Raw genomic sequence first — 17,195 nt, forward strand, 5'->3', positions numbered from 1 at the left:
TGACTTTCTCCTTTATTTGTATAATTTCAATAAACTTTTTGAGTTCTTTACTAGCCCAAGCACGCCAAGCTCTTTTTTGGCACTGTTGGTTAATTTACTTTCAGCCATTTCGATGATGTCCTTATCTGCTTTCTGGTAGTTTCCGGAATCAAAGATTGGTTGGGGATCATATTCGACGACAAGTTGGATTGCTTTCGTTTCCTCTTCACCAACGATTTTATTTGCTATGTATAATGCCATATCCATTCCTGCCGATACGCCAGCTGCAGTTATATATTTCCCTTGCTCCACTACTCTTTCTCTAGTAGGCTCTGTCCCGTATTCCTTTAATACATTGATTACTTTCCAATGAGACGTTGCTTTTAATCCGTTTAGTAGCCCTGCTGCCGCAAGGATGGTTGACCCTGTGCAAACAGAGGTCGTCCATTTCGTCGTCTGGTCGATTTCTTGAACCCATTTTAAAACTTTCTTATTTTTCATTTCATTAATGAAACCAATTGTTGATCCTGGAATAACTAGAATATCCGCTTCCTTCACCTCATCAATGCTGTATTTCACATTGATATCAATGAACCCTGAATCAGCTTTTATCTCACCTTTTTGCTCTGCTACAAAGTATACTTCTGCATCTTTCATATTTCGTAACACTTCATATGGCCCAATCGCATCAAGCATTGTTATACCGTTATATAAGTAGATTACTATTTTCATGGTATCCTCCTTAGGCCTGTCTTCCTTTTTCCTCATACCAACGAATGATTCGCCAATTACCATCCGCTTCTTTCCGCCAAACCTCCAAAGTCAGTCCTCTTACCAATACGGCATTTTCTTTATTTTGATGAATGACTTCATACGAAACAGCCGCTTGATTCTCCGATTGAGGGACAATTTTCAAACCTGAAAAGATAAACTGAATGTCTTTTCCTTTATAGTATTCTGCCGCGTGCTTATTTCCTTCTCTAATACTTTCTGCATTACAATGCTCTAACTCATCCACCCAAGGCATGTACATCCAACCTTGAAAATCATCGGAATATAATCTGTTCATTTCTTCGTATTGTCCTTCTGAGAACTTTTGGTGTAAGTCCATCATTTTGTAAACTTTAGTTGATAGTTCTTGTTCAATGCTCAAACGTATTCCTCCTTTTAATATCTAATAGAAGTATTTAGGATAATTTCCAAGCTGGAATTAAAGAATGAAATGCAAAGAAGTAGCTCATGAAGAGGTGGATAATAGTATAAAGGAGTAGTATCATGATGTAGGTTACTAGCCATTTAATGAATGACTTTTTCAAGAAAAGGTATAAAAGAATCATCCCAACAGGGAAAGGTGTTAGCACAATTAACCAAATCGGTGCACCCAACGCTTCGGTTAGTGCACCAAGGGTTACAACGGAAGCACCTATTATGAAGGATTTCCATAGTGCAATCCCATTTCTTACAAGATGACTTCCCGTGAAGTAAGATAGGGAGGTAAGGGTAATAGACAAAATGTAACTCAGAAAATAGCTCATGTATTCACTCCTAATCATTCCAATGCAAAAAAATGCATTGCTAGTTAGTGTAAGAATACGGCAATTGAAAATGATAAACTACTCTCTGAAGTCACCATTTAATAGCTTTTCCAGATGACTTTAGTCACTCTTATCCGATAAGACTTTTCCCAAATCATTCCATTCATAGATTAGTAGATCTAAAACAACACCTGCCATCTTTATCTTCTCCGATTTAAGTAGCTTTGCACCATAATACTCATAGAAATTACGAGTATTGTTTTCATCTAATACTTCAACGAAAACTCTTTCATATCCTAATTCCTTAAACTGACGGAAAAGCTGTTTCATCAATCCTTTTCCGATACCTTTACCTTGATACTCTTCCAACAGGTAGATGGAAGTTAAGTCACCAGAATTAGCAATATGATTATCTTCTCTCTTTCCACAATCTGCAAAGCCTACTATTTCTTTATTTTCTGTTTCGGCAACAAAAACATAATTGTCTTCTCTTGAAATGTTTCGCTGCCACAGTTCTGTTCGTTTATCGTACGAGAGATTGTCTAAGAAACTAGCCGGAATAATACCTTTATAGGTAGTCCGCCAACTATTGACATGGACCTTTGCAATACCTGCCGCGTCGGTTAGGACTGCTTTTCTTATATTCATTTGCCTTCTCCTATCCGATTAGAAATTTTTTATTAGCGAATCTTCCTTATACTTTCATTAAACTCCTTAATCCATTCCATATCAATCGGTCCATTAACCACTTCGTAGACATCCTCACCAATCCGTACATCGGTCCCATTCAGCACCCAAACCATTGTTGAGTTACTGAGTTTATGATTAATGGTAAATTCAAAATGATGATTACCACTTATCCCATCGATCTCTTGTACTTTCACCCGGTACTGGCTGAGAAATTCCATCAGTTCCTCGACAGTCTCCTTGTCATTGGTTACCCATTCATAGCCATGACCCTCAGGAACATTATTCCAATCCTGTGTAAAGCCCATAAAATCAAAATCAATTGCCGTATAACGGATTGCTTGATCTAAGTCTTTTTCACGGTAATGATTAAAAGCTGTCATGGAAACAGCGACTACTACGAAAACCGTTAACCCAACCATAAATCGTCGAAAGTTTTTCGTCTCTTTTAGTCCTTTATCAAGTGCGTATTTCGAAACCTTATCCGCCAATATCGCACTTAACGGGACAACTCCCACGATTAGCAATAATAAGGAGAGAATGCTCGTTGCGGTATTGAATGGGATGAAGTAATTAAATATGGATCCATAGATATTGGCTATTAATAAAAACAAAACAACAAAACACATCCAAAATAAAACCGTATCTCTTTTCAAGACCTTCCCCCTCGTTATTTACTCGTTTCTTCCACTGCCCAAAGATCCTCCACACCTAGTGCACGTTTTAGACTAATGATATTCCCTTGATGAAGTGCCTCATGGAAGTTAGTAAAATCAATTGCTTCCGCTAAAGTCTCATATTTGTATTCCGGTCCTAGAATAAGCGGACTCCCTTCTTCTTCCAACCTACCAGTACTCAAAGACAACATCCGTTCATACTGTTCTTTTAGTAATGCTTTGATCTCTACTAGTGTCGGAACATCTTGATTCCAGTCTGCTGGAGAAGTTCCTCGATTGAATAGTTCCGTAAATGATTTCGGCAAGGTATTCTCTAGCCCTAAGAAATAACCAATCAGGTTCTCTTGTGAAGTAGCAATATGGCCAAACTGCCATCGTAAGTTATTACGGAATCCTTTTGGCATCTCATCAGCAAGTTCCTCTGATGTCGCATCTAGTAATGCTATCGTTCGTTCACGGATAAATTTCATTTGTTTTAATACGCTTTCTTTGCTCATCAACCCGTCTCCCTTTTATTTAATTAATTCTAATTATAACAAAATTTAGATACGGTAAAAGGTAATTATCCTTAAACAAGATTTCCTATGGTATGATGGAGGAAAATGAACGGGAGGTAATGGCTTTGTTTTCATTTGAAGTAGATGAAGAAATTACGTTAAGGCTGTTAGATGAGGCGGATGCTCCAGAACTGTTCTACCTCATTGACCACTCCCGAGACTATTTACGTGAATGGCTAGCTTGGATTGATGATACGAAAACAGTCGTAGACTCGAAAAAATTTATCAAAGCTAGTATGAAGTTATTTGAAGAACGCATTGGATTAAACCTAGGAATATTTTTCAAAGGGAAGCTTGCGGGTATTGTTGGGTTTAATTCCTTTGATTGGACGAATCGCATTGGCGTCATAGGCTATTGGCTCGGGAGTAATTTTCAAGGTAATGGCATTATGACACGTGCAGTTACAGCATTGATTGATTACGGATTTAATGTGTTAGGGTTAAACCGTATTGAAATACGTGCTGCCTATGAAAATGAACGAAGTCGCGCTATTCCAGAACGTCTTGGTTTTCAATATGAGGGTCAGGTGCGCCAGGGGGAATGGTTATATGATCATTTTGTCGACTTGATTATTTATGGCATGCTAGAGGCGGAATGGGAGTTTGAAAGGAGTAACCGATGAAATTTTATATCGCATCAGGATTTGAGAATAAGGAGCTCGTTCAACATGTTCGTGACCGGCTTGTTGAGGCAGGGCATAGTCATACGTATGATTGGACGAAAAATAGCCGCGCGGTAACGGAAGAAGATCTGCGGGAAATTGGTCACGCTGAGTTAGATGCTGTGAAGGAAAGTGATGTCGTTGTTGTATTGCTTCCTGGTGGAAAGGGTACCCATACGGAGCTTGGGATTGCACTTGGAACGAATAAGGAAATCCATCTTTTCTCACGTGAGCCAATCAACCTTCCAACCGCGACTACTTTTTACTATGTGGATGGTATTTCTCACTATGTAGGGGAAATAGATATGTTTATAGATGACCTAATAAAACAATATTCATAGATAACTAGATTGGGGAGATTGTAATGACAACCATTTATCTGGTAAGGCATGGGGAAACCGATTGGAATGCGGAAAGAAGAATGCAAGGACAGACGGATATACCTTTAAATCAAAAAGGAATTGGGCAGGCAGAAGCTTGCGGGGCAGCACTAAACCGTGGCGATTACGATGTGGTAATTTCCAGCCATTTAAAACGAGCAAAGAAAACTGCTGAGATTATTAATCAATACTTGGAGCTTCCACTGGAGACCATGGCAGACTTTGCCGAGCGTCACTTTGGGGATGGAGAAGGGTTAACGATGGGTGAGCGTACTGAGCTTTATCCGGACTTTAATTATCCAAATCAAGAGGAGTTGGACATGTTTTCGGACCGGATTATGACTGGTCTGGAAAAGGTACGTCAGCTACATCCTGAAAAACGTATCTTACTCGTGGCACATGGCGCTGTCATTAAACAAATGTTAACGATTATTGGTAAGGGCGACGTTGACCTTAGTGGTATTAAGTTTGAAAACACAAGTATTTCTACTGTTAAATGGTTGGATGATGACTGGGTTCTGGAAGACTATAATCGAGTGGATCATTTAATCAAGTTAGAGGAACGCACGAAGGCATAGGGGGATTTAACATGAAATTTCAACATAGCGCGGCTGGTATAACTGCGGGGCAATTAGGAGGCTTCTTTGTGGACTGGCCAAATCCACCAAGCCCAGAAACCCATCTCAAGCTACTATCTAATAGCAGTCATGTCATTTTGGCAATAGATGAAGATACTAATCAGGTAGTCGGTTTTATAACAGCGATTAGTGATGGGGTACTGTCCGCTTACATTCCGCTTCTAGAAGTTTTGCCAGAATACAAGAATAAAGGAATTGGTAAGGAACTTGTGAAGCTTATGCTGGATGACTTGAAACATCTGTATATGATTGACTTGTGCTGTGATGAGGATCTCGTTCCATATTATGAAAAGTTCGGGATGCATCAGGCGACTGGGATGATTTATCGTAATTATGATAGACAGTCTGGAAACTAGGAAGCTAGTATGCTGTTACGACCAATAACGATGGAAGATTATCCTACCGTGCTTGCTTGGAGTATGGATGAGGTGTTTTGCTCTCATAACGGCTGGGAGAGGAATAGGGATCCAGATGAACTCTATCAATGGTGGCGCTACTGTGTGGAAAATAAAGCAGAAGATTTCGTTCGATTGGCAATTGAATGGGATGGTCGATTAGTTGGCTATGCTGATTTAGTTATTCAAGACTCTGATGCGGAGATAGGGATTGCCATCGGGCGGAGTAGTAGCTGGGGAAGAGGAATTGGGTCACAGGCTGATTAGGCCTTGATAGATGATGCAAGAGGACCTATGGCATGACGACCTTTTTTGCGGAAACTCATCTTTCTAATGATCGCTCTAGAAAGATTCTAACGCTTTTTACTAGTCGTTTTTGAATATATTCTTTTCTCCTTGAAAAAAAGGCATAGCTATTCTTAAATTAATATATTTTAAATACCTAACTTCTGTCATGGGTTAACAAAAAATAGAACTTCCATTATTCGGAAGCTCTATTTTTATAGTCTCATTCAAGCAAAGCACCCTTTAATGAATCATTTCTTGAATCTTACTAACTATTAAATGAGTAGATATTAAACTAAGAAAATAAATTAATACTACCCATTCTCCTTCTATAAAATCTAATCTCCCAATAAAAAACGTTGCCAAAAAAGGAATTACTAACATAAAACCAATATATGCTTTTAATCGTTCACTCATTTATTGACCTCCCCCGTTAATCACTATGTTGATTTGGTAAATCCTCATCATCTGTTCCTACGATTTCTGTAGCTTGGCTAATTAAGTTGTTGTCTTGTTGTGTATAATTTGCAACAGTAAATAATGCAAGCATTAAAAGTATCGCAATCAACTTTTTCATATAAAATTCTCCTTTCTAATGAACTAGCAGCTCGTCTTTATATTCTTGATAAGCTTCCCTTACTACTTCTTCATATTCTTTTTTTTCTTCAATATTAAAAATGCGAATTGCTTTTTCAAAAAATGCTCCAGCTTGAGTTTCTTTTAATCTTTTTAAACACCGAGCTTTTTGATAATAAAGTTCACCTAGCAGATATAGGGACTCATTTTTTTTACAAATCTCTATACCAACTTCACAATATTTTAATGAATCATTTAATAGATTCATACTTAACGTCGTCTTTGAAGCGCCGTATAGTAATCTCAAGTGAATAGTAAAATCCTTCAAAATAGGCAATTTATCAATATTATAAATTGCGTTATCAAAAAATCTTAGAGAAGTTAGGAAATCTCCTTCTTCATTATAAATAATTGCAATACTATTAATAATTTCAATTTCTCTTTCGTTATAAAAGTCGTAATCTTTTGTTCTAGTAATGTTTAGTGCCTTTTCTAAAGTCTCTATCGCTTTACTTTTATTACTATCTATATAGTAAATACATATCCCTTGGTGCCACAGAAGGAATTGTTCATATTCTTTATTACCTTTTACTAATGGAGTATCTAATTCGTTATTTACAATTTCATATAATTCTTTATAATTCTTGTTTCTAATATGTTTACGAGTGATAAACTCAACATCTTCTATGTAGTCAAATCTTTCAAATTCAATTTGTTTAAAAAAGTATTCTACATCAACTCCTAACTTTTTTGCTATCTGATAAATAGTAATACTTGAAGGAAGTTCATGGCCGTTTTCTAATTTACTAATTTGGGCCTGGGTGCAAATCCCTTCAGCTAATTCTTTCTGTGTCATATTAACCGATAGTCTTATGCTATTAAGAATGTCGCCGAATTTATACCAGTTCATATTTCTTCCCCCTTTTATAATACTAAAAAAAGATCAATTCCCTACGAAATATTCCTATAATTATCTTTTTTAGGCAATATGTACAAAAATTTGAATTTGAATGAGTTATATAATTTCTTTGACCTAATTCTATCATAAATAGATTACTTAATTTCACTTAATATTCCTACAATTATTTTTTCTAATAAAATAAACCGAAATGATAGTTAAGCTATGTTATACCCTTTTAATAGTTGTTTTTGACTAATCTATCTATTTTTTAATGCAATACTATTTAGATATTATCGGTTTAGGAGCTAATTTTCAGTGGGAGGAGGGCAGTAAAAATCCGTTAATAAAAGTATGGAAAGAAGGGTTATTATGAAGATGAAAAAGAAGTTATTATTGCTGACCATTTCATTGGCCATTACAATGATTGTTGCTTCATTTGTTCCATCTATCACTGCCACAGAAAGTAATAGAACTGTAAATAAGGAAGATGTAATGAGCAAAATCAACTATGATAATTTTGGCTTACAAGTAATTGGTAATTTCGATTTAGAAATCGAAAACAAAGGTCTTAACATTGCTAAGAATGTTCATTCTTCTAAGAGTTTATTCCCTGGTAAAACAGATGGTATTGTAGTAGCTCAAGAAAAAGTTGCTGAAGTTTTCCAAGATAAGAATAAACAATCAATAAAAAGTGCATTAACTTCAGGTAAGACTTTCTTCTTGCTAGGGCAAGAGATGACTTCCCAGAAATTAGCTGATTTTCTAGACTATGATATTAATCTAGAAGAAGATATTAAAAACCTTGAAGAGTTTGAGAGTGTTGATCAAGCAATCTATGTTACTTCAAACAAAAGTGGAAAATTAACTTTTGGCGTAATACAAAATAGCCCAACTGCTTCAAAAGAATCCTTTAAAGAAGCAATCGTTCTTGAAGCCTGGTTGAAGAGGGGTAATGAAAACAGACGAGGAGATGTAGGTGAGAAAAAAGGCGTATTTGAAGAACATGCTCGTACTTACTTCTTTACACCAGATGAAGCCTCAGCTAACATATACCCAAATATTGGTTCTGGATGGTATGTTTCATTTGGACCGTCAGAATATGTATGGAATACAGACCACGGTCACCTATTTGAAAGAAAAAGAGGGTACTACTTAAAACCTAGTATAGATCAAGATCGCTATAATGATTGGACTGCTTTAACAATGTACATGGAAGCAGTACCAGATGGAACGGGAGATTCAGTTTCAGAAATAGATATTTATTCAAACACTAGTTATTCAGATACTAACTCTGGAATTGGTCGTTATGGTCCACGTAGTGATCCAGGTTCAAATTCACTAAGTTATCAAATTGGTGTAAATTCAGACGGTACCGTTGGATTTTCAGCTTCTTGGTCTATCAATTCAAGTGATTTATCAGTTCTTAATAATAGTTGTACTAGCTGTGGAAGAGTTGATTTAACCCTTGATTATGCCGTTGGATCTACTTATTCAAACAACACTTCAACACATGAGCCAGCATTTTCATATACAAATCCTCAGGGTGCTAGTTACTCAGATATGATTAACAGAAGATCTGTTACCTTTAGAGGTTGGGGTTATGTTGGAAAGGATTACGCGCCATATTATGATACAGTAACAAGTCCTTTATATGGTACCGACGTAAAAATATACTAAACTCATTAAGTAACACAATATCTATTAAAATTTAACAATATTTTTAAGTGTATTGAAAAAAGCAGTTCCAATTATTTGGTTCAGCTTTTTTCTTTTTCTTGTTAGGAACTTAACTTTTTTACATTCTATTACGTCACCGCATTTACACTCTTATTTGTTATGAAGTTCTGCATCCATATCAAATGTAGCTTTTTTTCTTCTTTTCTGTATTTACGGTTTCCTGTATTAGACGCGATGATATCGAATACGTTTTTTTCTCCAGAACCCATGCGGTTATATTGGCTTTTGTCATGATCTGACATTGTAAAAAATATAAATGAGAGTTCTAGAAAGATGTTCAATAGATTAGGTTTTCAAGAAATTAGTATACACGGTAGTGAAGTCTACTTAGGAGCGATGACCCATTAATACAATATCAGTGTATCTGGTGCTAGGACTTTTAATAGTCACTAGCACTTTTTGTATAGGCATTTATGGAATAATCCTCTATTCATTACGAATGCTGGAACGATTTTTACTAGACTCTAGTAAGCTATTAAGAACTTACTAGTTGTACCCTTCGTAGAGAAAGGAGAGAAATCATGACAACCGTATATTTGATAAGACACGGTGAAACGAATTGGAATGTAGAAGACCGTATGCAAGGCCGCACCGATATCCCCTTAAACGAAAAAGGAATCAAGCAAGCCAACGCTTGTGGAGCCTCCCTCCAACCTTCCCAATTTGATAGAATCATCTCGAGTAACCTAATCCGAGCAAAAAAAACAGCCGAAATCATCAACTCCTACTTGGACCTTCCTTTTGAAGAGTTGGATGATTTGGGAGAAAGGGATTTTGGAGATGCAGAAGGGTTAACGATGGATGAAAGAAATGAGCGCTATCCTGACGAACAATATCCGAACCAAGAAACAAAAGAAGCATTCTGTTCTCGTATTATGGGTGGTTTGGATAAAGTGCATCAAAAATACCCCAACCAACACATCATCATCGTTTCCCATGCAGCTGTTATTAACCAAACCTTAGAGATTTTATCCGGTGGAGAACTGGGATATGGTAGAACTACTATTGATAATACTAGTATTACGACCCTGACTAGGGATAAGGATTCGTGGGCTATTAGAAGTTATAATCAGAAGGATCATTTGGAATTAGATAAGAAAATGTAAGTATGGCTACATGGGGTTACACCCGTTTACCATACTAAAATAGAGACATTCATTCGGTGAATGTCTCTATTTGTCTTTCGTCTTAAAGTTCTCTTCTTAGGGTCGTACTCATTTCAATATGTGTTAAGATAAATATAGATAATTCTAAAATTTCCGCACCATAACTATGGGTGGGTTAACTGAAATTAGAATCGACAGGGGGATGCATTTTGACAAAGAAAAAATTTATCGAAATCCTATTTAGTAGGAAAAAGTATCGGTTCGAGATATTTGTTTTTCTTATTATATTTTGGCTCGTCATTTTGTATCTCTCTACCACATTAAAAGTTTCTCTGCCCGTTATACTTACACCGGTTCTAATACTTGCAGTGATTATGTCTGTTATCAAAATAACGTGGTATAACAAGAAATATAATATCCCAAGGAAGGCAATCGATTGGGTAGAATTGGTGCTGTGTTCTATTGTTTTAGTGGTGGTGTTGTTTCTAGTTTTTCAAGGAGATAAGTTGGACAATGAAAAGTCATTACCATTAGAAATGCCAGATGACTTTAATTTTGTCCTAAATTATGGCTATGAGGCAAGAAACATTATAGATACATTTGAAAATAGCTATACGAAGAATATGATTTTAAATGATGATCAAACGATAGAAATGCTATTATCTGATGAAGAAATGAAGTTGATTTACGAGAAAATGAAAGAGGCAGACATATTATATTCAGCAGAAAACGCTACTGATACTTCCTGTGCAAAACCTCATGAAATAAATAAACTTAAACTAACATTGAATGGCAAAGATTATGAACGGGAATGGATTACATCTTATTGTGATAGCACACCAGATAATATATTAAAAAACTTCATAGCGTTTGTACATCAAGAGATTGTCCTGGCAAAGGAAGAGTACAAGGCATTACCTGAACCTTCTGGAGGTTATGATTGAGTACATTGGATAGGGGATCGATATGATAAAATTATCTTGTTTTTTATCTTAGTTATCGCGTTCTATGGTATATCAATTTGGCAATATAACAATCCAACAAAGGCTATTCAATTATGGTTTAAACAAGGGTTTAAGGAAGAACCGAAAGTAGATGAGGATAAGGTAAGACAATCCATTATTATACGAGGAGTGTTCTTTACTATATTATTTATTTTCCTATTTTTCAGGTTCATTATATAGCATACAATAAAAATGGAGGTGCCAATTCATTACGAATGGTACCTCCATTTCATTTACTTATTAATCATTAGCTACCCATTTTACGGCGGGTCATACTTGGCTTCTTCGCAAGTTGGCTTTGCATTTGCTTAGCTGATCCATTGCCATGCTTGGAGTTATTATTATTTGCTTGCGCTTGTTTTTTCCGTTCTAACTGCTGCTGTACAATTTCTTTAGTACTAAGCTTCTTTTTTTCGGACATGGTATTTGTCACCTCTTCGCTCGTTTATCTCTTATTATAAAGATTTTTGTTTCTTATAGCTATCTTTATTTGGTCAGAGTTTATTGTGCACATATTCTTCCTCGCAGGTTATTCAACTTTAGCCTACAAATTTATTTAATAAGCAAATAACCACCAAAAACCCTCTATACCATAAATAAAGGAACCTAATCCAGCAACACACAAAATAAAACTGGCTATAAAGGAATTAAATGTTTTAGTGGATTCTTTACGGTAATTTTTTATTGCAAAGTAAATCACACTAATCCCAGTAGAGGTAATCATGAATGAAAATATAAAAGGCAACAAAAAGTTTATGATAGACATTCTCTCTACTCCTTACTTTTTATCTTACCAACAATATAACCAATTATTACTTGAATTAAAAAAAGATATATTCCGTAGATACTATAATATCCCATTCCTTTATCGGTACCAAATGGTAAAGGATATCGCTCTGTTAATGGTGGGAAGATTTTGTGAAAGAGGTCCGTATTGTCATAGTAATTTACCAAAAGCCATGAAGAAATAACAACAATTATACTATTTGTTAGTGAAATGAAGATAGTAGTTTTAATTATGTCATTCGAATAGGTTTTATGTATATATCTAGCTATCCCTATGGAAAAAAAGAACCCCAAAATAATTACCATGTAATTAAAGTAAATAACTACATCTTCAGTGGGGGAACCAATATAGGAATGTAAACGAACATTCAAGATATAAAAGCAAAGCCAAAACATACCCAACGCTAGAATAAAAGATACTATCGCCAATGACAGACCAGACCAAAGTCCAACTATAGCCCTTCTCAAATTACTCCCCTCCTGTAACTAGTTTAGTAGTTTACTCCGCCATCCTGCTTCAATACTTGCTTCTTCTTGAAGTAATAATACACCCGAAAATTAACATCTATTTTATATTATTAGTAGGCGATACCTACACGTAATTTTAGATAATTGTTGCTATTAATCTGCTTATATGTAAATTCAGCTGTATCCGAAACGTGTATTTTGGATCCATCAACCGGTAAAAAGTCACGTTCCACGCGATATTCGCCTAAACGTTCTCCATCCGGTAAATACGTAGGGCATACGATAGTCCATTCGAGAGTTGATTGCTTCAGCAAATCGAAAACTTTATGATGTTCTTCTGCAGCACGGGTTGACTTACGCTTTGATTCACTAGATTGATAGCGCAGTAAATTGGGAGTAGTTCTACTTTGTAGGATACCTGCAGTTCCTATCGTGATAATCCGTTGAATACCTTCGTTTTCCATTGCCTCAATAATGTATGGCATACTCTCTGACAAAGTTGTTACTCCATCAGTATTTAGCGCACTAATAACTACATCAATCCCAACCATTACTCTTTCGATATCCTCTTTATTTAAAACATTACCTCGTATAACAGTTAAAAGTTCATTATTTATTTGAATCTTCTCAGGAGAACGAACCAATGCAGTAACCTGATGTTTGTCTTGAAGAGCATAATTAACTAATTGACCTCCCACTCGTCCAGTTGCACCTAAAATTAAAATATTCATAAGTATCATCCTCCTTTAAGCCATAGAACTAGAGCGTCTCATCCAATTTCTGAATCTTTGAGTGGGACATTAGAAAAACATTGCCTAAGATGTCGATTTTTTCTCCCTTTACACGTAAAGCGCAATCTTTGTTGGACGCATAAATATTGATTTCTTCCGATAAAGGAGATAGTTCACTTTGAACCAGTTCCATGTTATTTTCCAGATCAAAATGAGACAGGACGGAGAAATTGTCCAGACCTATTCCGTTGTAGATCGTGTTCCTTTCAACTTCATCCCCAAATTTTTTCGAGCATAGCCATTTAGCGGACATATTGATGGCACCAGCGCTTGCTCCCATTACAACGGCACTACTTTTCTTAATCGCATCCGATAATTCATATTCCTTCAAAAAGCCATTTAGATTTAGAATACTTCCACCCAACAAGAAAATGACGGAAGCATTTTGAATGATCGTTTGTGCCTCTTCTTTCTGGACGCGATAATTGATTAAATGATATTCGTCAAACACAATGCCAGCTTGGTCAAGCCACGAACGTTCCGTAGCACCAACCTCTTCGAAATTAGATGGATTCGAGCTGATCATAGCAATCGATTTTCTATCGGTTATGTCTCCCTGTATCGCTCTGCGCAGATTTTCTGGGAAAAATTTGTTAAACCAACCTAAATAATAGTGAGTTTTCATACGTACCCCCGTGGTGAAGTATAAATAACATTTATTTCAAAATAGCTTTCATCCATCTTGAATTAACCCTTAAGTTGGACAAGGGATCCCAAAGTATGATGTATCCACCTATAATATGTAACTTTCCAACTCAGCTTTTTGGCGCAAATGATGACGAAAATGCATTCCAACCAAATCATACCATTCCTTTGCATTCAGCCAGCCGAACCCACCATGTTCAACCTTATTATTTGAATTAATATCATCCACTTTCGATTCCCAATGACTCAATCTTAGAATCAGCTGATCCATCCTGCTCAATAGGACTTCCTTGCTGTCTGAGTTATTTGGTGGAGAATTTAGTTCATCTGGTAATCTTATTTTAATAGGTGGAAACTCTCCGTTCTTATATAATTGCTCACCAAACTTGGTTTTTCCACGGGGGTGTTCCTCAATTAATTTAGTACATGTTTCCATATTATCAAGATACTCATGGGCACAAACAATTAAATGGTCATACATTTGTCCAATAGACCAAACCCCATTTTCCCGTATATATCTTAGCTGCTCCAAAGAATACTTATGAAGATCATTTTTGAAACTAATAAGCAGTTTATTGTCACTCATTTAAATACTCCTTTGTATTAGCCAAATGAAATCTGAAGTCTTCACTTTTTTTGAACTTATAAATATTTATATCAATAATGATGACAGTTACCTTCTACCTCTCACCAGCTCTGTTAGCACAACATGAAAAATATCATAATGACCATAATTATCCAATCCAAAACTGGAAATGTAAATTTTTTATAAAAGACCTGATAGTAAAGTAGTTAAAAAAAGAATAAAAATAATAGAGCTATTAATACGATAACATTGATAACCAAACTTATGTTAATTTCCTTCTCTGGAACACCAGTGTGACTGCTAAACTAGAGTAGACAGTTATTGCTAGATAAAAAGAAACACTTATTTACCCAAATATACCAATAAAATATAGGTACTTTCCATTGTAAAATGTTTATATCCTAAAACATACAACAGTGGAGGTAACAGAAGGTGGATAAGTGGGAAATGTATATGGAAATTAGTCAGTTAATCAAAAAGGGATTCAGTAAGACGAAGGTGGCAGACAAGCTAGGAATATCACGTTCAACAGTATATCGTTATCTAAAAAAGTCTCCTTCGGATATGTCTGAGTGGGTAGAGTCACTTCAGACGAGGAGTAAGAAATTAGATGCTTATAAAGAGCTGATATTATCTTGGTTAAGGGAACATCCAGATATGTCAGCTGCACAAGTAGAAGATTGGCTAAAAGAGAAATACGAAGATTTAAAAGTAGGTGAAAGTACAGTTCGATTATATGTTAGAGAGCTTCGAGAGGAATATAAAATAAAGAAGGAAACTTCACCACGAATATATGAGGCTATACCTGATTCACCTATGGGTGAACAAATACAAGTTGATTTTGGTCATACGAAACAGAAGGCAGTCGATAATAAGGAAGTAAAACTAAACTTTATAGCTTTTGTATTATCTAATTCTAGATATAAATATAAAGAATGGTTAGATAGGCCTTACACTACCCAAGATGTCATAAAAGCACATGAAAATGCATTTAGGTGGTTTGGGGGGATTCCAAGTGAATTAGTATACGACCAAGACAGTTTAATAGTCGTCAGTGAGAATGGTGGGGATTTAATATTAACGCAAGAGTTCCAACAATATAAAGAATCTAGGAATCTAACCCTTCGTGTTTGCCGCAAGGCTGATCCAGAGAGTAAAGGAAAAATCGAAAATGTAGTTGGTTTTATTAAACATAACTTCGCTAAACATCGGGTATTTCATAACATTGATTCTTGGAATGAACAGGGTTGGGAATGGCTCAATAGAACTGGAAACTATAAAGTTCATCATACAACAAAAAAGAGACCGGTCGAAGTGTTTTCCCTGGAAAGACAACACTTAAGACCAGTCACCAAAAATCTAGATATAAAATATAACTATGAAAATAGTATAACAAGATGTGTCCATAAGGACAATACTATTCGTTATTTATCTAATCGTTATTCTCTTCCGTTGGGGACGTTTGGCAAATATGAAACTCTCTGCATTAAGGAAACCGAAGAAAAGGCATTAATCATTTATAGCCCTGAAACAGGTGAAATCATCGCAAAGCATCATATCCCTGACGGGAAGGGATTATTGATTAAAGATAGGAAGCATAGCCGAGATAGGACAAAAGGTATCGATGCATTTATGAATACCGTTTCCCAGCAATTTAATGACAATGGGATAGCTTATGATTATCTACAAACAGTAAAAGAAAAGTACCCTCGATATATTAGGGATCAGCTCCAAATGATATTAAAAGAGACAAAAATAAATAACAGGGAAATTCTATCGGCAGCATTGAATGAGTGTATCAAAAGGAACCTTTATGGTGCAACAGATTTTAGCGATGTCGTTGCCTATATAAAACGACACCGACAAATAGAAGATACAGTGAATGATACCGATGAGAATGTAACACGAATAATAGGAGTTTCTGGATGGGTTGTAGAGACGGAGGCTCAAAAAAGGGAATTAGATGCCTATACTTCCATACTGGAGGGTGAACCAGTATGAGTCAGCTAAACCAATTACAAGAGTTGATGAAGACATTACGTTTAACGGAAACAGCAAATCACCTTCCTGCATTAATTAGAGAAGCTGAGCAAAAGGATTCCTCCTTTACTCAGTTCCTCTTAGATGTAGCAAAATATGAACAAACTCGCAGAGAAGAAAAGCAATTAGAAAAACGATTTAAATGGGCTACATTTCCCTTCCAAAAGACACTAGAAGAATTCAATTTAAAAGAACAGAAATCTTTAAGCAACAAACAATTGAATAGATTGAAAGATTTAACGTGGATAGAACAGTTGCACAATATCATTCTATTAGGACCACCAGGTAGTGGGAAAACTCATATATCAATCGGGTTAGGCATTGAAGCGTTAAACCAAGGTTACAAGGTTATCTTTACTACGATGGGAGATCTTGTCCACGTGCTGAAAACGGAGGAAATCACACGTAAATCGCAAACCAGAATGAAAAGAATAAGAGAAGCTGATTTAGTCATTATTGATGATTTGATGTTTATGGCGATGGATCAACAGGAAGCTAATATGTTTTTCCATTTGATCAATGATTTATATAATCAATCATCTATCATTTTAACATCAAATAAAGGCCCAAAAGAGTGGGGAGAATTATTAGGTGACCAAGCAATTACTACAGCTATATTAGATAGAATTTTACATCGAGTTGAAATCATTCATTTAAATGAAGATAGTTATCGAATGAAACATAGATCGACTATATTTGGGCAAGAAAGTGTTTCAAATTAATGAGCATAAATTGTGTCTTTTTACTTGACGGTCACAAC

25 protein-coding genes are annotated in these 17,195 nt (G+C 35.8%); 10 read left to right on the forward strand and 15 right to left on the reverse strand.

Going from position 1 to position 17,195, the window contains the following annotated elements:
* Positions 1 to 12 precede the first annotated feature (12 nt).
* From TE34_RS08475 to TE34_RS08500, 6 genes are all read right to left on the reverse strand, one after another.
* Positions 13 to 711 (reverse strand): DJ-1/PfpI family protein, encoded by a 699-nt coding sequence (locus TE34_RS08475; protein ID WP_047984385.1) that lies wholly within the window; start codon positions 709 to 711, stop codon positions 13 to 15.
* A 10-nt stretch (positions 712 to 721) separates the two neighbouring features.
* Positions 722 to 1,132 carry a DUF4440 domain-containing protein gene (locus TE34_RS08480; RefSeq protein WP_047984386.1) on the reverse strand — a complete coding sequence of 137 codons (411 nt, stop codon included), beginning with the start codon at positions 1,130 to 1,132 and terminating at the stop codon, positions 722 to 724.
* A 34-nt stretch (positions 1,133 to 1,166) separates the two neighbouring features.
* Positions 1,167 to 1,514, reverse strand: coding sequence for a hypothetical protein (locus tag TE34_RS08485; protein WP_047984387.1), 348 nt, complete (start codon positions 1,512 to 1,514; stop codon positions 1,167 to 1,169).
* Between the two features lie 120 nt (positions 1,515 to 1,634).
* Entirely contained in the window at positions 1,635 to 2,162 is a 528-nt protein-coding gene (locus TE34_RS08490; protein WP_047984388.1) for a GNAT family N-acetyltransferase, read from the reverse strand.
* 32 nt (positions 2,163 to 2,194) lie between these two features.
* Entirely contained in the window at positions 2,195 to 2,857 is a 663-nt protein-coding gene (locus tag TE34_RS08495) for a hypothetical protein (protein WP_047984389.1), read from the reverse strand.
* Positions 2,858 to 2,871: 14 nt separating this feature from the next.
* Entirely contained in the window at positions 2,872 to 3,375 is a 504-nt protein-coding gene (locus TE34_RS08500; protein ID WP_053075012.1) for a DinB family protein, read from the reverse strand.
* A 125-nt stretch (positions 3,376 to 3,500) separates the two neighbouring features.
* Between TE34_RS08500 and TE34_RS08505 the strand changes: the two genes are divergently transcribed.
* From TE34_RS08505 to TE34_RS08525, 5 genes are read left to right on the forward strand one after another with little or no spacing between them, the layout of a single operon-like run.
* Entirely contained in the window at positions 3,501 to 4,058 is a 558-nt protein-coding gene (locus tag TE34_RS08505; protein WP_047984390.1) for a GNAT family N-acetyltransferase, read from the forward strand.
* The gene (locus tag TE34_RS08510) at positions 4,055 to 4,438 is read left to right on the forward strand and encodes a nucleoside 2-deoxyribosyltransferase (protein ID WP_047984391.1); all 384 of its coding nucleotides are present in this window, start codon (positions 4,055 to 4,057) and stop codon (positions 4,436 to 4,438) included. Before TE34_RS08505 ends, TE34_RS08510 begins: the two co-directional genes overlap by 4 nt.
* A gap of 23 nt (positions 4,439 to 4,461) precedes the next feature.
* A complete protein-coding gene (locus TE34_RS08515) occupies positions 4,462 to 5,055 on the forward strand; it encodes a histidine phosphatase family protein (protein ID WP_047984392.1) in 594 nt (197 codons plus the stop codon).
* Between the two features lie 11 nt (positions 5,056 to 5,066).
* Positions 5,067 to 5,471: a GNAT family N-acetyltransferase gene (locus TE34_RS08520; protein WP_047984393.1), complete on the forward strand. Its 405-nt coding sequence runs from the start codon at positions 5,067 to 5,069 to the stop codon at positions 5,469 to 5,471.
* A 9-nt stretch (positions 5,472 to 5,480) separates the two neighbouring features.
* The gene (locus tag TE34_RS08525; RefSeq protein WP_053075014.1) at positions 5,481 to 5,777 is read left to right on the forward strand and encodes a GNAT family N-acetyltransferase; all 297 of its coding nucleotides are present in this window, start codon (positions 5,481 to 5,483) and stop codon (positions 5,775 to 5,777) included.
* A 261-nt stretch (positions 5,778 to 6,038) separates the two neighbouring features.
* On the opposite strand, the gene TE34_RS21025 is transcribed toward TE34_RS08525, so the two are convergent.
* From TE34_RS21025 to TE34_RS08530, 3 genes are read right to left on the reverse strand one after another with little or no spacing between them, the layout of a single operon-like run.
* Positions 6,039 to 6,212 carry a hypothetical protein gene (locus TE34_RS21025; protein ID WP_157037606.1) on the reverse strand — a complete coding sequence of 58 codons (174 nt, stop codon included), beginning with the start codon at positions 6,210 to 6,212 and terminating at the stop codon, positions 6,039 to 6,041.
* Positions 6,213 to 6,228: 16 nt separating this feature from the next.
* Positions 6,229 to 6,372: a hypothetical protein gene (locus tag TE34_RS21030; RefSeq protein WP_157037607.1), complete on the reverse strand. Its 144-nt coding sequence runs from the start codon at positions 6,370 to 6,372 to the stop codon at positions 6,229 to 6,231.
* Between the two features lie 15 nt (positions 6,373 to 6,387).
* On the reverse strand, positions 6,388 to 7,281 hold the full coding sequence (locus TE34_RS08530) for a helix-turn-helix domain-containing protein (RefSeq protein ID WP_047984394.1): 894 nt from the start codon (positions 7,279 to 7,281) through the stop codon (positions 6,388 to 6,390).
* A gap of 360 nt (positions 7,282 to 7,641) precedes the next feature.
* On the opposite strand from TE34_RS08530, the gene TE34_RS08535 reads away from it, so the two are divergent.
* From TE34_RS08535 to TE34_RS08545, 3 genes are all read left to right on the forward strand, one after another.
* Positions 7,642 to 8,949: a hypothetical protein gene (locus TE34_RS08535; RefSeq protein ID WP_157037608.1), complete on the forward strand. Its 1,308-nt coding sequence runs from the start codon at positions 7,642 to 7,644 to the stop codon at positions 8,947 to 8,949.
* Positions 8,950 to 9,530: 581 nt separating this feature from the next.
* The gene (locus TE34_RS08540; RefSeq protein WP_047984396.1) at positions 9,531 to 10,115 is read left to right on the forward strand and encodes a histidine phosphatase family protein; all 585 of its coding nucleotides are present in this window, start codon (positions 9,531 to 9,533) and stop codon (positions 10,113 to 10,115) included.
* A gap of 209 nt (positions 10,116 to 10,324) precedes the next feature.
* A complete protein-coding gene (locus tag TE34_RS08545) occupies positions 10,325 to 11,059 on the forward strand; it encodes a hypothetical protein (protein ID WP_047984397.1) in 735 nt (244 codons plus the stop codon).
* 307 nt (positions 11,060 to 11,366) lie between these two features.
* On the opposite strand, the gene TE34_RS21215 is transcribed toward TE34_RS08545, so the two are convergent.
* From TE34_RS21215 to TE34_RS08575, 6 genes are all read right to left on the reverse strand, one after another.
* The gene (locus TE34_RS21215) at positions 11,367 to 11,540 is read right to left on the reverse strand and encodes a hypothetical protein (RefSeq protein WP_169749092.1); all 174 of its coding nucleotides are present in this window, start codon (positions 11,538 to 11,540) and stop codon (positions 11,367 to 11,369) included.
* A 135-nt stretch (positions 11,541 to 11,675) separates the two neighbouring features.
* Positions 11,676 to 11,885 (reverse strand): hypothetical protein, encoded by a 210-nt coding sequence (locus TE34_RS08555; RefSeq protein ID WP_047984399.1) that lies wholly within the window; start codon positions 11,883 to 11,885, stop codon positions 11,676 to 11,678.
* Positions 11,886 to 11,890: 5 nt separating this feature from the next.
* Positions 11,891 to 12,373, reverse strand: a complete 483-nt coding sequence (locus TE34_RS08560; protein ID WP_047984400.1) for a hypothetical protein — start codon at positions 12,371 to 12,373, stop codon at positions 11,891 to 11,893.
* 110 nt (positions 12,374 to 12,483) lie between these two features.
* The gene (locus TE34_RS08565; protein ID WP_047984401.1) at positions 12,484 to 13,104 is read right to left on the reverse strand and encodes an NAD(P)-dependent oxidoreductase; all 621 of its coding nucleotides are present in this window, start codon (positions 13,102 to 13,104) and stop codon (positions 12,484 to 12,486) included.
* Between the two features lie 28 nt (positions 13,105 to 13,132).
* A complete protein-coding gene (locus TE34_RS08570) occupies positions 13,133 to 13,789 on the reverse strand; it encodes a Type 1 glutamine amidotransferase-like domain-containing protein (RefSeq protein WP_047984402.1) in 657 nt (218 codons plus the stop codon).
* 108 nt (positions 13,790 to 13,897) lie between these two features.
* Complete coding sequence (locus TE34_RS08575; protein WP_047984403.1) at positions 13,898 to 14,395, reverse strand: DinB family protein; 498 nt, start codon at positions 14,393 to 14,395, stop codon at positions 13,898 to 13,900.
* A gap of 432 nt (positions 14,396 to 14,827) precedes the next feature.
* Here TE34_RS08575 and istA point away from each other — a divergent pair, with 432 nt between their 5' ends.
* Entirely contained in the window at positions 14,828 to 16,396 is a 1,569-nt protein-coding gene (gene istA, locus TE34_RS08580; protein WP_047983503.1) for an IS21 family transposase, read from the forward strand.
* Positions 16,393 to 17,157, forward strand: a complete 765-nt coding sequence (gene istB, locus TE34_RS08585; protein WP_047983502.1) for an IS21-like element helper ATPase IstB — start codon at positions 16,393 to 16,395, stop codon at positions 17,155 to 17,157. Before istA ends, istB begins: the two co-directional genes overlap by 4 nt.
* The last annotated feature ends 38 nt before the right edge of the window (positions 17,158 to 17,195 follow it).

Origin of the sequence: Ornithinibacillus californiensis, assembly GCF_001038485.1 — a bacterium.
GTDB classification, from domain to species: domain Bacteria; phylum Bacillota; class Bacilli; order Bacillales; family Amphibacillaceae; genus Ornithinibacillus; species Ornithinibacillus californiensis.

Coding starts and splice junctions, on each gene's coding strand:
- TE34_RS08500 (WP_053075012.1), bottom strand. CDS start 3,375: ATGAGCAAAGAAAGCGTATTAAAACAAATGAAATTTATCCGTGAACGA.
- TE34_RS08540 (WP_047984396.1), top strand. CDS start 9,531: ATGACAACCGTATATTTGATAAGACACGGTGAAACGAATTGGAATGTA.
- TE34_RS08575 (WP_047984403.1), bottom strand. CDS start 14,395: ATGAGTGACAATAAACTGCTTATTAGTTTCAAAAATGATCTTCATAAG.
- TE34_RS08490 (WP_047984388.1), bottom strand. CDS start 2,162: ATGAATATAAGAAAAGCAGTCCTAACCGACGCGGCAGGTATTGCAAAG.
- TE34_RS08475 (WP_047984385.1), bottom strand. CDS start 711: ATGAAAATAGTAATCTACTTATATAACGGTATAACAATGCTTGATGCG.
- TE34_RS08565 (WP_047984401.1), bottom strand. CDS start 13,104: ATGAATATTTTAATTTTAGGTGCAACTGGACGAGTGGGAGGTCAATTA.
- TE34_RS08570 (WP_047984402.1), bottom strand. CDS start 13,789: ATGAAAACTCACTATTATTTAGGTTGGTTTAACAAATTTTTCCCAGAA.
- TE34_RS08520 (WP_047984393.1), top strand. CDS start 5,067: ATGAAATTTCAACATAGCGCGGCTGGTATAACTGCGGGGCAATTAGGA.
- TE34_RS08485 (WP_047984387.1), bottom strand. CDS start 1,514: ATGAGCTATTTTCTGAGTTACATTTTGTCTATTACCCTTACCTCCCTA.
- istB (WP_047983502.1), top strand. CDS start 16,393: ATGAGTCAGCTAAACCAATTACAAGAGTTGATGAAGACATTACGTTTA.
- TE34_RS08555 (WP_047984399.1), bottom strand. CDS start 11,885: ATGTCTATCATAAACTTTTTGTTGCCTTTTATATTTTCATTCATGATT.
- TE34_RS21215 (WP_169749092.1), bottom strand. CDS start 11,540: ATGTCCGAAAAAAAGAAGCTTAGTACTAAAGAAATTGTACAGCAGCAG.
- TE34_RS08530 (WP_047984394.1), bottom strand. CDS start 7,281: ATGAACTGGTATAAATTCGGCGACATTCTTAATAGCATAAGACTATCG.
- TE34_RS08535 (WP_157037608.1), top strand. CDS start 7,642: ATGAAGATGAAAAAGAAGTTATTATTGCTGACCATTTCATTGGCCATT.
- TE34_RS08510 (WP_047984391.1), top strand. CDS start 4,055: ATGAAATTTTATATCGCATCAGGATTTGAGAATAAGGAGCTCGTTCAA.
- TE34_RS21030 (WP_157037607.1), bottom strand. CDS start 6,372: ATGAAAAAGTTGATTGCGATACTTTTAATGCTTGCATTATTTACTGTT.
- TE34_RS08515 (WP_047984392.1), top strand. CDS start 4,462: ATGACAACCATTTATCTGGTAAGGCATGGGGAAACCGATTGGAATGCG.
- TE34_RS08525 (WP_053075014.1), top strand. CDS start 5,481: ATGCTGTTACGACCAATAACGATGGAAGATTATCCTACCGTGCTTGCT.
- TE34_RS21025 (WP_157037606.1), bottom strand. CDS start 6,212: ATGAGTGAACGATTAAAAGCATATATTGGTTTTATGTTAGTAATTCCT.